Origin of the sequence: Mesorhizobium sp. LNHC232B00 (assembly GCF_000502435.1) — a bacterium.
Classification (GTDB): Bacteria; Pseudomonadota; Alphaproteobacteria; order Rhizobiales; family Rhizobiaceae; genus Mesorhizobium; species Mesorhizobium opportunistum.
In genome coordinates, this window is sequence record NZ_AYWP01000010.1 from 175660 (window position 1) to 190212 (window position 14553).

Below are 14553 nucleotides of genomic sequence, written 5' to 3' on the forward strand. Positions count from 1 at the left end.
CAAAAGTCATCATACAACAATCCAATTTTTGTATGTTGACATTATTTCTTGCCAACCGTACCGATAGCAGCCTTGGGAGGATCATCGTGGCACTGACCAATGCGGATTTGCTGTTTCCCGCCGAGGCGCATCCGCGCTCGATCGCCCGCGATCTCTATGCCGGGATCAAGGACCTGCCGCTGGTCAGCCCGCACGGCCACACCGATCCGCGCTGGTATGCGCTGAACGAGCCGTTCCCCGATCCGGCGCAACTGCTCATCGTGCCCGACCACTACATCTTCCGCATGCTGTTCAGCCAGGGCGTGCGGCTGGAGGACCTCGGCGTGCCGACCCTCGACGGCGGGCCGGTGGAGACCGACGGCAGGACGATCTGGCGGCGCTTTGCCGAGCACTATCATCTGTTTCGCGGAACGCCGACCCGGCTGTGGTTCGACCATGTGCTGGCGCATCTGTTCGGCATCGAAGAGCCATTGAGCGCGGAGACGGCCGACCGCCATTACGACACCATCGCGACCGTGCTGCAGTGGGAGAATTTCCGCCCGCGCGCTTTGTTCGAGCGCTTCAACATCGAGGTCATCGCGACGACCGAAGGCGCGCTCGACGATCTCAAATGGCACCAGATGATCCGCGACAGCGGCTGGGAGGGCCGTGTCGTCACCGCCTACCGGCCGGATGCGGTCGTCGATCCCGATTTCGAGGGGTTCTCGGCCAATCTCGACCGGCTCGGCGAGATCACCGGTTGCGACACCGGAACATGGGCCGGCTATCTCGACGCCCATCGCCAGCGGCGCGCCTTCTTCAAAAGCTTTGGCGCGACCTCGTCCGATCATGGCCATCCGACGGCCGACACCGCAAATCTTTCCGACGCGGCGGCGCAGGAGCTGTTCAGCCGCATCCGCCGCGGCTCCGACGACGAGCGCGAGCGAAAACTGTTCCGTGCCCAGATGCTGACCGAGATGGCCAAGATGAGCCGGGACGACGGGCTGGTGATGCAGATCCATCCCGGCTCCTGGCGCAATCACTCGCCCGATGTTTTCCGGAAATTCGGCCGCGACAAGGGCTTCGATATCCCGACCCGGACCGACTACGTGACGGCGCTGAAGCCGCTGCTCGACTGCGTCGGACTGGAGCGCGACCTGACAATCATCCTCTTCACGCTCGACGAGACCAGCTACGCGCGCGAACTGGCGCCGCTTGCCGGCGTCTACCCGGCGCTGAAGCTCGGGCCGGCCTGGTGGTTCCACGACAGCCCGGAAGGCATGCGCCGCTTCCGCGAGATGACGACGGAGACGGCCGGCTTCTACAACACCGTCGGTTTCAACGACGACACCCGTGCCTTTCCATCTATACCCGCCCGCCACGATTTGGCGCGTCGGGTCGACTGCGCGTTCCTGGCGCGCCTCGTCGCCGAGCACCGGCTGCGCGAGGACGAGGCGCATGAGCTGGCCAAGGAGCTTACCTACACGCTTGCCAAGAAGGCGTACCGGCTCTGAGCCGGGCGCCTTGATTTTAAAGGGAGGAAGTCATGTTGCATTTTTCGAAATTAACAGCGGTCACATTCGCCTTCGGCTCGCTGCTGATAGGCATCGCCAACGCCGAAACCGTGCTGCGCTCGGCCGACACGCACCCCGACGGCTATCCGACCGTCGAGGCGGTGAAATACATGGGCGAGCTGATCAAGCAGCGCACCGACGGCCGCTATTCGGTCGAGGTGTATCATTCGGCGCAGCTCGGCGAGGAGAAGGACACGATCGAGCAGACGCAGACCGGCGTCATCGACCTCAACCGCGTCTCGATGGGACCGTTCAACGGCATCGTGCCGGAGACGGCGGTGCCGTCGCTGCCTTACATCTTCCGCTCGGTCGACCACATGCGCCATGTCATGGACGGGCCGATCGGCGACGAGATCCTCAAGGCGTTCGAGGCGCATGACCTCGTCGGCCTGGCCTTCTACGATTCCGGCGCGCGGTCCTTCTACAACACCAAGAAGGACATCGCCTCGATGGCCGACATGAAGGGCATGAAGTTCCGCGTCATCCAGTCGGACGTGTTCGTCGACATGGTCAATGCGCTGGGCGCCAACGCCACGCCGATGGCTTATGGCGAGGTCTATTCGGCCTTGCAGACAGGCGTCATCGACGGCGCCGAGAACAACTGGCCGAGCTTCGAATCCGCCAAGCACTACGAGGTCGCCAAGCACTATACGATGGACCAGCACCAGATCGTCCCGGAAGTGCTCGTCATGGCCAAGGCAAGTTGGGACAAGCTATCGCCGGAGGACCAGGCGATCGTGCGCCAGGCAGCCAAGGACAGCGTCGTCAAGATGCGCGAACTGTGGGACGCGCAGGAAAAGAAGTCGCGTGACATCGTCGAAGCCGCCGGCGTCAAGGTCAGCGAGATCGACAAGCAGCCGCTGATCGACGCGATGAAGCCGGTCTATGACAAGTATCTGTCAACGCCGGCGCTGAAGGACCTCGCCGCCCGCATCCAGGCGACGAAATAATGGAAGCCGGCGGACCGGGCGCGGCGCGGACTTCCGCGCCGCCGTCGAGGGAGGGTGGCTTGAAGGCGTTCTGGCTGGGCACCGAACGGCTGTTGGCACAGCTGTCGAGGCTCGCACTCTGGGTCAGCGGCGCCGGACTGACCCTGATGACGGTGATCATCTTCTGGCAGGTCTTCTCGCGCTATGTCCTGAACAGTTCGCCAAGCTGGACCGAATCCTCAGCGGTGCTGTTGATGGGCTGGTTCATCTTCCTCGGCGCCGCTGTCGGCGTTCGCGAGCGCACGCATCTAGGCTTCGACGTGCTGCTCTATTTCCTGCCACCTTCGGCCAAGGCGGTGCTGCGCAGCATTTCGGACGTCGTCGTGCTCGCATTCGGCTTCGGCATGATCGTCTATGGTGTCCAGCTCGCCAGGCTGACCTGGAACACGGTCATGCCGTCGCTCGATCTCCCGGGTGGCGTCAGCTTCCTGCCGGTCGTCCTGGGCGGCGCACTTGTCTGCCTGTTCTCCCTGGAGCGGCTGGCCGGGCGCTTTGCCGGCCTGCCCGTCGATGCCGACCAATACGCCACAGGCGAGGAGGATCTCTAGATGGCCCTGACGGTCCTGTTCGGCACTTTCGTCTTTCTGCTCGTCATCGGCACGCCGATCGCGTTCTGCCTCGGTGTCGCCAGTTTCGCCACCGTGCTGGTGCTGGGCCTGCCGCCGCTGGTGGTGTTCCAGCGCCTCAATTCCGGTGTCAGCGTGTTTTCGCTGATGGCGATCCCGTTCTTCATCTTCGCCGGCGACCTGATGGTGCGTGGCGGCATCGCCGCCAGGCTCGTGGCGTTGGCCGGCTCGCTCGTCGGTCATTTGCGTGGCGGCCTGGGCCAGGTCAACATCGCGGCGTCGACCATGTTCGGCGGCATTTCCGGCTCGGCGGTGGCCGATGCATCGGCGGTCGGCGGGCTGATGATCCCGCAGATGAAGGCGCGCGGCTACGGCATCGACTATGCCGTCAACATCACCTCGGTCGGCGCCATCATCGCGCTGCTGATTCCGCCCTCGCACAACATGATCATCTATTCGATTTCGGCTGGGGGCCGGATCTCGATCGCCGACCTGTTCACCGCAGGCGTCATACCTGGCCTGCTGCTGGCACTGTCGCTGATGGTCACCGCCTATTGGGTCGCGAGCCGCCGCGGCTACCCGACCGAGCCGTTCGCCGGCTTCGGCCGAGCCCTGCAATTGCTCGTCGCCGCCATTCCCGGCCTCGTCCTGATCGGCATCATCTTCGGCGGCGTGCGCTCCGGCATCTTCACCGCCACGGAAAGTTCCTGCATCGCCATCGTCTACGCCTTCCTGGTGACGCTCATCATCTACCGCTCGATGAGCTGGAACGACTTCGTCGCCGCAACCAGCGCCGCAGTGCGCACCACGGCGATGGTGCTGATGATCATCGGCTGCGCCGCGGCCTTCGGCTGGCTGCTCGCCTATCTCAGGGTGCCGGCGGCGCTGGTCGCCTTCCTTCAGTCGGTGTCCGATAACAAGCTGGTCATCCTGCTGTTGATCAATGTGGTACTCCTGATCCTCGGCACGTTCATGGACATGTCGCCGCTGATCATCATCACCACGCCGATCTTCCTGCCGGTTGTCATGGCCTATGGCGTCGACCCCGTGCATTTCGGCGTCATCCTGATCCTCAATCTCGGCATTGGCCTGTGCACGCCACCGGTCGGCGCGGTGCTGTTCGTCAGTTGCGCCATCGGGCGTATCCCGATCTGGACGGCGATGCGCTCGATCTGGCCCTTCTACGGGGCAGCCTTCGCCGTGTTGATGCTGGTCACCTACATTCCGGAAATCTCATTGTGGCTGCCCAGTCTTTTCCACTAGGGGGGGCCTTTTCCACTAGGGGGGCCTTTTCCACTAAGGGCCTTTTCCACCACCGGGTCCGTTCCATTAGGAGGTCACGTGTCCGATACCGTCGCCGACCTCAGGGTCGAAAGAAAACCAAAACTGTCGGAGACCGTCATCGCGGCGATCCGCAGGCAGTTGCAGGCGGGGGAAATCCTGCCCGGCCACAAATTGCCGACCGAAGGGCAGCTGACCGAGACTTTCGGCGTCAGCCGCACGGTCATCCGCGAGGCCCTGGCCAAGCTTGCCGCCGACGGCCTCGTCGAGCCGCGCCAGGGCGCCGGCGTCTTCGTCACCGAGCACATCTCGACGATGTTCGGGGCGCTGGCCGCCGACATGGGAGCCAAGGATTCGATCGCCCTCAACGTGCTCGAAGTGCGCCTGGCGATCGAGATCGAATCGGCTGGGCTCGCCGCCATCCGCCGCAACGCCGCACAGGAAGCGGCGATCCAGGAGGCCTTCTTCGAGTTCGAGCGGCTGCTGCTCGCCAGCGAGCCGACCGGGCCGGCCGACCTTGCCTTCCACCGCGCCATCGCCAGCGCCACCAACAATCCGTTCTATGTCGAGATGCTCGACGTGCTCGGCCGGCGCGCCATTCCGTGCGACGTGACCTCGCCCTGGTCGACCGAACTGGCGCAGTCCGACTCTTACCAGCGCGGGCTGCAGCGCGAGCATCTGGTTATCCTGAACGCAATCACCTCAGGCGACGCCGAAGCCGCGCGCGAGGCGATGCGCAAGCACCTCACCGCCAGCCAGCAGCGCTACCGCGAGCGCCTGCACGCCAGGCAGGCTTTTTATGCCGATACGGTCAGGGCCGCCGGCGAATAACCCATTGCAAGTCAGGACAGTCATGAGCCAGAGCCATACCGATTTCACCTCGCGCTTTGCCATCGATCCGGCCGCCGCCGCGGCGATGGGAACCGATGAGCTGCGCCACAATTTCCATATCGAAAACCTGTTCCGGCCTGGCCGGGTCAGCCTGACCTACACCCATTACGACCGCATGATCGTCGGCGGCGCCGTGCCGGCCGGAGCGCCGCTGCCGTTGGACGCGATCAAGCCGACTGGGACGAAAAACTTTCTCGACCGCCGCGAGCTGATCGTCGTCAACATCGGCGGCGCCGGCAGCGTGAAAGCAGGCGGCCAATCCTTCGAATTGCAAACGCGCGACATGCTTTATCTCGGCATGGGCAGTAGCGATGTGTCGTTCGCCTCCGCCGACAAGGATGCGCCGGCGAAATTCTATCTGCTCAGCGCGCCGGCGCACCAGGCCCATCCCAGCCGGCTGATCCGCCTAGATGACGCCAAGCGCCTCGATCTCGGCAGCAAGGAGGCCTGCAACGAGCGCTCGATCTTCCAGTTCATCCATGCCGAGGGAACAAAGACCTGCCAGCTCGTCGTCGGCATGACGCAGCTTGCGCCGGGCTCGATCTGGAACACCATGCCGTGCCATGTGCATGACCGGCGCATGGAGGCGTATCTCTATTTTGATCTGCCGGAGACGGCGCGGGTCTTCCACTTCATGGGCGAGCCGGACGAAACGCGCCACATCGTGATGCGCAACGAGGAGGCGGTGCTGTCGCCAGGCTGGTCGATCCACTCGGGCGCCGGAACCTCCAACTACGCCTTCATCTGGGCGATGGCCGGCGACAATGTCGACTATACCGACGTCGACCCGGTGGCGATGGACGATTTGCGGTGAGCGATCTTTCCGCTTTCAGCTTGGCCGGCAAGCGTATCCTGGTCACCGGCGCCAACACCGGGATCGGCCAGGGCATCGCCATCTCGATTGCCCGTGCCGGCGGCGCGGTGGTCGGCGTCGGCCGCTCGTCGATGGACGATACGGCAGGCAGGATCGCCGCCCTGGGCGGACAATTCGAGGCGGTGAAGGCGGATCTCGCCGACACGGCGGATGCCGGCCCGATGCTGGATCGGGTGTGGGAAGAAAACGGGCCGCTCGACGGACTGGTCAACAATGCCGGCATCATCCGGCGCGCCGACGCCATCGATCTGAGCGAAAGCGATTGGGACGACGTCATGGACGTCAATTTGAAGACCGCCTTCCTGCTTTGCCAGTCCTTTGCCCGGCGTGTCCTTGCCAACGGGCGCCGGGGCAGGATCGTCAACATCGCCTCGGTGCTGAGTTTCCAGGGCGGCATCCGCGTCGCGTCCTACACGGCCTCGAAGCATGGCGTGCTCGGCATCACCCGGCTGCTTGCCTGCGAATGGGCATCGAAGGGCATCAACGTCAACGCCATCGCGCCGGGCTATATCGAGACCAACAACACGCAAGCGCTGCGCGCCGACGCCGACCGCAGCGCGGCCATACTGAGGCGCATCCCGGCCGGCCGCTGGGGCGAACCGGGAGACATCGGCGACGCCGCCGTCTTCCTGCTGGCACCGGCATCGAACTACATGCACGGCGCCGTGGTGCCGGTGGATGGCGGTTGGCTGGCGCGATAGCCAAGGAGACAACGATGACCAAGCCGAAGATTTTCGCCTATGCCGGCGAAGCTGCGTGGACGCCGACGCCGGACGGCAACAGGCGGCGCGTTCTGCTCCATACCGACGAGCTGATGCTGGTTGAGTTCGGCTTCGACAAAGGCGGCATCGGCACCCTGCATTCGCACCCCCATGTCCAGGCAAGCTATGTCGCCGAGGGTCGTTTCGAGGTGACGATCGATGGCCGTACCGAGATCGTCGAGACTGGCGGCAGTTTCATCGTGCCATCCGGTCTGGTGCACGGCGTCAAGGCACTGGAAGCAGGGCGGCTGGTCGACAGCTTCACGCCGCACAGGGCCGATTTCCTCGCCTGATCGAGCGGAATCAATACGTGCCAAAGGCGCCCGCGCCGCTTTGCTCCAGCCCATCTCGCAAAGGAAAAGCCCGCACCCCTACGGAGAGGCGCGGGCCCGCCATCGATGGAGGTGGCCAGTGAATCATCACTTCTTACTCGGATCTTCCGCCGGGTTGACGTAGGTGATTGCGAAGGGCCCCTCGCCATGAACCTGGATAATCGTATCGCTCGTCGTCCAAGCGAAGTGGTTCATTCCAGCCGGGGCAACGCCGAAACCGCCAGCCGTCAGTTCGATGCCCTTCGCCTCATCGAGCTTGTCACCCATTCCGATATGAAAGTTGCCGGAAATCACCGTCACGTATTCCGAGGTAGGGTGGTTGTGCGCGGGAATTTTGTAGCCTGCGGGCATCTTCAGCCGCAGCACATAGATGCCGTCCTTTGACGGATCGCCGGCAACAACCGCGAACTGTGCGCCAGCTGGAAGGACGGCAGGAGCAGGACCCCATTTGATGCCGTCGGCATTCATTGGCATATCATCAGCAAGCAGGGGCGCTGTTCCAGCCAGCAGAAGTGCAAGTGTGCAGGCTAATTTCAACATCCTGGTGTCTCCATTGGTTTGCAGAAAAGTCTTTTTGCCAAGCTGGAGGTTGATAAGATCGCGCATCGGGTGATGCGGGATTAATCTGTCGAGCTGCAGCGTTCTGGAGGTGTAGCCGCCAGACTTCAGGTTCAGCAATGACTGCAACATCGGATTTACATACAGGGACGCCGGACCATGGGCCGGATTTGCTGTCGGAAATGCTGAAAGCCGTAAGGCTGACCGGCTCCGTCTTTCTGAACGCCTGCTTCAGCGCGCCGTTCGGCGTCGTGGCCCCGAAATACTATGACCCGGTCAGCCCCATGGCCTGCCTGCGCCACATAAGCATTTTCCATTTCATCGTAGCGGGCAACTGCACTTTCGAGGCCGCAAATGGCGAGCGGCGAGAAGTCACTGCTGGCGATCTGCTGTTCCTGCCATTCGCTGGCCATCACAGGTTTTGGAAGGGTGAGCCGCTGGTGATGGCTGCGGCCGGAGAAATTGTGCAGCCCAGTCGGATCGAGGGAATGTGGACCGTCAACTACGGCGGCGGCGGTGACGAATTGCGCATGATCTGCGGCTTCCTCGAGTCTTCGGAATTCCTGTTCGCGCCGGTGTTCCGCACACTTCCGGCGCTCATCGTAGAGAAGGTGTCGGAGAACAAGGTAGGCACCCTGATCGCTTCGACGGTGCGGGAAATCGATTTGCATGTCGAGGCGGCGGCGCCGGGTTCACAGGCGATGCTTGGAAGGCTCATGGAGCTTCTGTTCGTCGAACTGCTGAGGCGCCATGTTGCCCGGCTTCCACCCGGCTCAAAGGGTTGGTTCGCCGCGCTGAACGATCCGATTGTCGGGAGGACGTTGCAGCTTCTCCACGCCGATCCAGCGCGCCATTGGACCGTCGGTCAGATTGCCGGCAAGGTTGGCTCATCGCGCACGATCGTTGCGGAGCGGTTCAACGCGCTGCTCGGCCGCCCGCCGATCGAATACCTGACGGGTTGGAGGATTCAACTGGCTGGCGAGCGCCTGCGTTTCGGCCATGAAAGTCTCGCAAGTATCGCCGCCGGCGTGGGGTATCAATCCGAGGCTGCATTCAGTCGCGCCTTCAAACGCGTCACCGGCATCACACCAGGAAAATGGCGAGAACGGACCGGCCGCCGTGCGGGCCTTGCCTTAGAATCCGCTTCGCCTTAGGCCGCTTCGAGGCGATCATCGATGGCAGGACAGAAATCCTCGAGCCGCCAGCGGCGGAAGCGGGCCGGCTTGGCGACGGTTTTTCAAAAATGAAAACCCGCGCCCCAAGGAGCGCGGGTTTGTTGCCTGGGCGCTCGTGGCGCCGCGGTACTCAAAACATTCACCGCAGGATTGGAAACCTGCCGAATGATGGTGAATATAAACTTAATGCGCGGAGATCACGGCGTTTGATCAGGTGATCCGCTGAAGCAGGCCGAAAAGCCGTTCGAACGTCTTGCCGTAGGGCGGGCGCAGCAGGGCGCCCGCGCTCAGGCGTGACTGCAGGAAGACCGGTTTCTCCTTGCTGAAGGTGCGGAAACCCCATTGCCCGTGATAAGCACCCATGCCGCTGGCGCCGACACCGCCGAAGGGCTGGTTCTCCTGCACCAGATGCAGCATGCAGTCGTTGATGGTGACACCGCCGGCGACGGTTTCGTGCAGGATGCGCTGGCGGTTGCCGCTGTCGCGCCCGAACCAGTAGAGCGCCAACGGGCGGTCGGCCCGGTTCACATGGTCGATCGCCTCGTCGATGGTGGCGTATTCGACGATCGGCAGCACCGGCCCGAAAATCTCCTCGCGCATCAGCCGCAGGTCCGGGCTGGCATTGCAGACCAGTGTCGGCAGGAGCTTGCGGCTGGTGGTGCCGAGATCTTCGCCGGCCGGGTTGATTTCCGTGACATCGGCGCCGGCTTCGCGGGCCTCGGCGATCATGTCGCGCAGGCGCTGGTAATGCCGGTCGCTGATGATGGCGGTGTAGTCGGGATTGTCGCGCAGGGAGGGGTAGAGCCGCGCGATCGCCGTTGCGAGCTTGGCGGCGACCGTGCCTGCCTGTCCCCTGGGCACCAGCAGATAGTCCGGCGCGATGCAGGTCTGTCCGGCATTCAACAGCTTGCCGTAGGCGATGCTGGACGCCGCCGCGTCGAAGTCGCAGGACGGATCGAAGATGGCCGGCGACTTGCCGCCGAGTTCGAGCGTGACCGGTGTCAGGTTGGCGGCGGCCGCGATCGCCACTTGGCGGCCGACCGCGGTCGAGCCGGTGAACAGCAGATGATCGAACGGCATCGACACGAATGCCCTCCCCATCTCGGCATCGCCAGTGATGACGCTGAGCTCATCCGGGGCGAAATGCTCGCCGGCGAGTTTGGCGAGCAGCTCCGAGAAAGCAGGCGTCAGTTCGGACGGCTTGACGAGCACGCGGTTGCCGGCGGCAAGGGCTGCCGTCACTGGCGCGACGGCAAGTTGAAAAGGATAATTCCAGGGCGAGACGATGCCGACGACACCGAGCGGCTGCGCGACGAGGCGGTTCTTGCCCGGCAGGAACGGCAAGGTGGTGGCGACACGGCGCTCCCGCATCCAGCCTTTCAGGTGGGACAGGGCGTGGCGGATACCGGCACGCACGACAAACAGTTCGGCAAGGCGCGTCTCGTGCGTCGAGCGGCCGCCAAAATCGATGTCGATCGCCGCGCAGATGTCGGCTTCATGCCGCTCGGTCAGCGCCAGCAGGCGTTTCAGGCGGTCCTTGCGGACGTCGATGTCGGGAAAGGGCTGCTTCTCGAAGGCGGCACGCTGCAGCTGGAACCGCTCGCCGAGGATGTCCTGTCTCACCTGCAGCATCGTGCCCTCCCTGGCTCGCCTGACCAAGCTTACATCCTAGCGCGTGAAGGAATCCAGCGGGGTGCAGGTGTCGCAGGGGAAGGTGTTCGTGACCGATCGTTGCCGGGGACAACCCTGAAGCTCTTGCGTGCAGAGACAATCTAATGCATCCTATGCGAGAACAAGCGGGGTTACCATGAGCTGCAGATGAGTCGTTTGGACGACGCCTCAGTCGATATGCTGCATGGGCGCGCAACGGACAAAGATTGCGGACAGACCAGGGGGGCGGATATGAACGCAAAACATCACATGCTGGCGGTGGCCGTCATTTTCTTTGTGACGGGTGCGATCGGGACTATATCCTCAATCGCTCTGCTGATGTTTGGCCAGTCACCGAATATCGTCAGCGCCATCTCGAGTGTCGCCTATGTCATCGGCGCGTACTACTTCCTGAAGGGATCGCGACCCGCGAAAATTTTCCTTGCAGCGATGGCTGGCCTCGCGACCCTGCTCGAGGGAGTGCTTGGAATAGCTGTCGTCGCATATGGCCAAATGGCGTTCGGGCTGCTTATTCTGCTGCTGGCGGCACTCACCGCTTATTGCTTCTGCATGCTGCAGTTCTCGAAAGCCCTCAATGCCGAGTTCGATCGCCGATCCGAGGCTTATCGGCTGAAGAAGGAAAAGGCGGCTCGGCGCTTCTATGAAGAACTGGAGCAAGGCGGCAGCCGGGAATGATGCCAGCGGCTGCGGGCGGCCTGCAACTATCGTCGCAAGGCAATCGCCATTGCGGGCCTATGTGAGCGCGCGTTGCATGATGATGGTGCGCTCTTCGCCGTGGTAGCTGTCGCGCACGGCCCTGAAGCCTAGCCTGACGTAAGGCTTCGGCTGTAAGGGATGACGAGACAGTCAGCAGCTTCATCCCGCCTTTTCGCGCGGCCAGTTCGCTCTCGGCCATCAGTCGCCTGCCAACGCCTTGTCCCTGGACATCGGGAGCGACGAACACAGTTCTGATCACCTCTCCGTCGAGGCTGGCGGTTCCGACGATGCGGCCGGCGATCGTGGCGACAAAGACGTCACGCTTGCCCATCAATTCCAGCACGGCGGACGGACTGAAGCTCGGCTGCACTCGCGCGATGATCTCAGGCGAATCCCTGGCATTGCTCTCCCGCAAAGGGCGCAAGATCACCGCGCTGATGTCGGCGGCATCGCTTTCCCGGGCAACGCGAACCTTGCACGTCATGACGGCTTATGGCGGCTCTCCACGGACTGTCTCCGTCACTTGTGAACAAGGCTAGGTCGGCTTCTCAGCCATGCGGTCTCGCGTGTTCCTGCGAAGAGGCGTTGTGGTTGCCTGACGGCTGCGCTACTCCAGGGCATCGAAAGGAGAGCATTTTGACCGGTTTCCCCATCCTCTCCAATCTCCGAAAAATCGCTTCCGATCCGGTGTCCGCCTGATGCCGGCACAGGCTGCGAGCATGCGGGCCGAGGATCCCAAGCGGCGTGTCCTGAAGGACGTGTTCGGCTTCGACGATTTCCGGCCCGGCCAGGCCGATGTCATGGACGCGCTGCTCGGCGGGCGCCATGTGCTGGCCGTGATGCCGACGGGGGCGGGCAAGTCGCTTTGCTACCAGGTGCCGGCGCTGGTCCTGGGCGGGCTCACCATCGTCGTTTCGCCGTTGGTGGCGCTGATGCAGGATCAGGTCGCCGCCTTGCGGCTGGCAGGCGTCGCCGCCGACACGATCAATTCCTCGCTCGACCGCGATGCCAATGTCGCGGCCTGGCGCCGCGTGGCTTCGGGCCAGACGCGGCTGCTCTACCTGGCGCCGGAGCGGCTGATGACCGAGCGCATGCTCGAGGCGCTCTCGCGGCTCGATGTCAGCCTGATCGCGATCGACGAGGCGCATTGCATTTCGCAATGGGGCCCGGCGTTCCGGCGCGAATATGAGGATTTGTCGCGGCTGCGCGGCATTTTTGCGAAAGTGCCGATCATCGCCGTGACGGCGACCGCGGATGAGAGCACGCGCACCGACATCGCCGTCCGGCTGTTCGCCGAGCGTGTCGAAACGCTGGTACTGGGTTTCGACCGGCCCAACATCAAGCTCGCCATCGCGGCCAAGCAGGACAGCAAGCGCCAGCTGCTCAACTTCATCGAGCGGCATCCCGGCCGCAGCGGCATCGTCTATTGCCTGTCGCGCAAGAAGACGGAGGAAATGGCGGCTTTCCTGGAGAAGAACGGCGTCACCGCGCTCGCCTATCATGCCGGCATGAGCAAGGATGCGCGCGAAGCGAACCAAAACGCCTTCATGACGCTCTCGGGTGTCGTCATGGTGGCGACCATCGCCTTCGGCATGGGCATCGACAAGCCCGATGTCGCCTATGTCTTCCACACCGATATGCCGGGCAGCCTCGAAGCCTATTATCAGGAGATCGGCCGCGCCGGCCGCGACGGGCGGGAGGCCGAGGCGCATATGCTGTTCGGCCTTGGCGACATCCGCATGCGCCGGCTGTTCATCGACGACGAGGATGCGTCGCCCGAGCACAAGAGGCGCTCGCATCGCCGGCTCGACACGCTGATCGGCTATTGCGAGACGGCGCAATGCCGCCGCCAGGTGCTGCTCGGCTATTTCGGCGAGGAAGCCCAGCCTTGCGGCAATTGCGACAATTGCCTCGACCAGGTGCCGCGCGCCGATGGCGCCGCCGAGGCGCGCATCATCCTGGCCGCGGTCGCGCAGAGCGGCGAACGCTTCGGCGCCGCCCATGTCATCGACATCCTGACCGGACATGAAACCGAGAAGGTGCTGGCCAGGGGTCATGAGAGGCTTGCCAGTTTCGGCAGCGGTGTGGCGCACAAGAAGGATTTCTGGATGTCGCTGATCCGCCAGCTTGTCGCTGGCGGTTTCCTGGAACCGGACCCGAGCGGCCATGGCGGCCTCGCCATCGCCGAGAAGGGTCATGCGCTCGGCCGGGGCGAGGTGGCGTTCCACTACCGCGTCGAGGTGCGCGTCCGAGCCTTGCGCAAGATGCGAGCGGCCGAGGGTTCGGGAGCCGAAGGCGTCGATGCTTCATTGCTTGCCACGCTCAAATCCGTGCGGCTGCGGTTGGCGAAGGAACGCCAGGTGCCGGCCTATGTGGTGTTTTCCGATCGCACGCTGATCGACATGGCCGAACGCTGCCCGCGCGATCTCGACGCCTTCGCCGAAGTGAATGGCGTGGGGGCGGCGAAGCTCAAGGAGTTCGGCCAGGCTTTTCTCGCGGCAATCGCGGCGCACCAGTCCGATGGGTCGGCCTGAGGACCTTACCGTGCCGGCATTACATCTATACCGACAGGCCGCCATCGCCGTGAGTCTAGCAAATCGATCACGCCGAACTGGAAGGTCTGACAACCCCGGCGATGCGGATAGCGACTGCATCAAGTCCGCCCTCGTAAATTCTCGTTAGGACGTGTTCGGCAGCTTCGGCCCTTTGGGCAGTGCATCCGAGAAGGTCGCCACCGCCTAACCGTGCCGCCCGATCGGCGGCGCAATCCCAACCCTCCACGAACCGTCGCATTCAATGTGACAGTAGAATCTGTGCTGGCGATTTTCCATGCAAGCTAAACCCCCAGCTTGGCCTTTAGGCCCTAATCCATGAAGGTCGTTAATGGGGCGGTGGCCGGCAATGCGTCGCAGACAGCCGGCGGACTGGAGAAAGGCGGCCGGTGCCAAGGGGTGGGAGCCATGGGGTTTTGGCGCCGGCCAAGCGGACAATCAGATCCGCCGCGCCTGCAGACATGACGGATTCAAAGGGCGAGCGTTGTGGCGTGATCACGGACTGCTCGCTGGCAGAGCCAGGACCAACAAAAGCAGGACGGCGGTCGAGAGGGCAAGCGGCGGTGTCGATGGTTATCGCTGGCAGCCACAATATTCACTTGCGCTAATATAAAAGTGACGTAACGTCATGCCCCAGCATCTTGAGGATGCGCA

General features: G+C 63.4%; 14 protein-coding genes. 11 read left to right on the forward strand and 3 right to left on the reverse strand.

Going from position 1 to position 14553, the window contains the following annotated elements; translation table 11 throughout:
- Positions 1-83: 83 nt before the first annotated feature.
- The 8 genes from uxaC (at position 84) to X743_RS153900 (ending at position 7208) form a co-directional block, all read left to right on the forward strand.
- Positions 84-1493: a glucuronate isomerase gene (gene uxaC, locus X743_RS153935; RefSeq protein ID WP_023766049.1), complete on the forward strand. Its 1410-nt coding sequence runs from the start codon at positions 84-86 to the stop codon at positions 1491-1493.
- A 32-nt stretch (positions 1494-1525) separates the two neighbouring features.
- Positions 1526-2503 carry a TRAP transporter substrate-binding protein gene (locus X743_RS153930; RefSeq protein ID WP_013892436.1) on the forward strand — a complete coding sequence of 326 codons (978 nt, stop codon included), beginning with the start codon at positions 1526-1528 and terminating at the stop codon, positions 2501-2503.
- Positions 2503-3090: a TRAP transporter small permease gene (locus tag X743_RS153925; RefSeq protein ID WP_198023953.1), complete on the forward strand. Its 588-nt coding sequence runs from the start codon at positions 2503-2505 to the stop codon at positions 3088-3090. The genes X743_RS153930 and X743_RS153925 overlap by 1 nt, the downstream gene beginning before the upstream one ends.
- Positions 3091-4371, forward strand: a complete 1281-nt coding sequence (locus X743_RS153920; RefSeq protein WP_023766051.1) for a TRAP transporter large permease — start codon at positions 3091-3093, stop codon at positions 4369-4371.
- A 78-nt stretch (positions 4372-4449) separates the two neighbouring features.
- Entirely contained in the window at positions 4450-5220 is a 771-nt protein-coding gene (locus tag X743_RS153915) for a FadR/GntR family transcriptional regulator (protein ID WP_013892439.1), read from the forward strand.
- A gap of 22 nt (positions 5221-5242) precedes the next feature.
- On the forward strand, positions 5243-6094 hold the full coding sequence (gene kduI, locus X743_RS153910; protein ID WP_023766052.1) for a 5-dehydro-4-deoxy-D-glucuronate isomerase: 852 nt from the start codon (positions 5243-5245) through the stop codon (positions 6092-6094).
- Positions 6091-6855, forward strand: a complete 765-nt coding sequence (kduD, locus tag X743_RS153905; protein ID WP_023766053.1) for a 2-dehydro-3-deoxy-D-gluconate 5-dehydrogenase KduD — start codon at positions 6091-6093, stop codon at positions 6853-6855. The genes kduI and kduD overlap by 4 nt, the downstream gene beginning before the upstream one ends.
- 14 nt (positions 6856-6869) lie before the next feature.
- Positions 6870-7208: a cupin domain-containing protein gene (locus tag X743_RS153900; protein WP_023766054.1), complete on the forward strand. Its 339-nt coding sequence runs from the start codon at positions 6870-6872 to the stop codon at positions 7206-7208.
- Positions 7209-7334: 126 nt separating this feature from the next.
- Here X743_RS153900 and X743_RS153895 read toward each other — a convergent pair whose 3' ends face one another.
- Positions 7335-7937 (reverse strand): cupin domain-containing protein, encoded by a 603-nt coding sequence (locus tag X743_RS153895; protein ID WP_245264224.1) that lies wholly within the window; start codon positions 7935-7937, stop codon positions 7335-7337.
- On the opposite strand from X743_RS153895, the gene X743_RS153890 reads away from it, so the two are divergent.
- Entirely contained in the window at positions 7925-8959 is a 1035-nt protein-coding gene (locus tag X743_RS153890) for an AraC family transcriptional regulator (RefSeq protein ID WP_084555509.1), read from the forward strand. The two genes, X743_RS153895 and X743_RS153890, sit on opposite strands and share 13 nt — an antisense overlap.
- Positions 8960-9190: 231 nt before the next feature.
- Here the strand turns inward: X743_RS153890 and X743_RS153885 are convergent, their stop codons facing one another.
- On the reverse strand, positions 9191-10612 hold the full coding sequence (locus tag X743_RS153885) for a coniferyl aldehyde dehydrogenase (RefSeq protein ID WP_023766057.1): 1422 nt from the start codon (positions 10610-10612) through the stop codon (positions 9191-9193).
- A 186-nt stretch (positions 10613-10798) separates the two neighbouring features.
- Here X743_RS153885 and X743_RS153880 point away from each other — a divergent pair, with 186 nt between their 5' ends.
- Positions 10799-11326 (forward strand): hypothetical protein, encoded by a 528-nt coding sequence (locus X743_RS153880; RefSeq protein WP_156934426.1) that lies wholly within the window; start codon positions 10799-10801, stop codon positions 11324-11326.
- Here the strand turns inward: X743_RS153880 and X743_RS1000000173305 are convergent.
- The gene (locus X743_RS1000000173305; protein WP_348625899.1) at positions 11223-11831 is read right to left on the reverse strand and encodes a GNAT family N-acetyltransferase; all 609 of its coding nucleotides are present in this window, start codon (positions 11829-11831) and stop codon (positions 11223-11225) included. The two genes, X743_RS153880 and X743_RS1000000173305, sit on opposite strands and share 104 nt — an antisense overlap.
- A gap of 214 nt (positions 11832-12045) precedes the next feature.
- Between X743_RS1000000173305 and recQ the strand changes: the two genes are divergently transcribed.
- Positions 12046-13881 (forward strand): DNA helicase RecQ, encoded by a 1836-nt coding sequence (gene recQ, locus X743_RS153870; RefSeq protein WP_023766060.1) that lies wholly within the window; start codon positions 12046-12048, stop codon positions 13879-13881.
- The last annotated feature ends 672 nt before the right edge of the window (positions 13882-14553 follow it).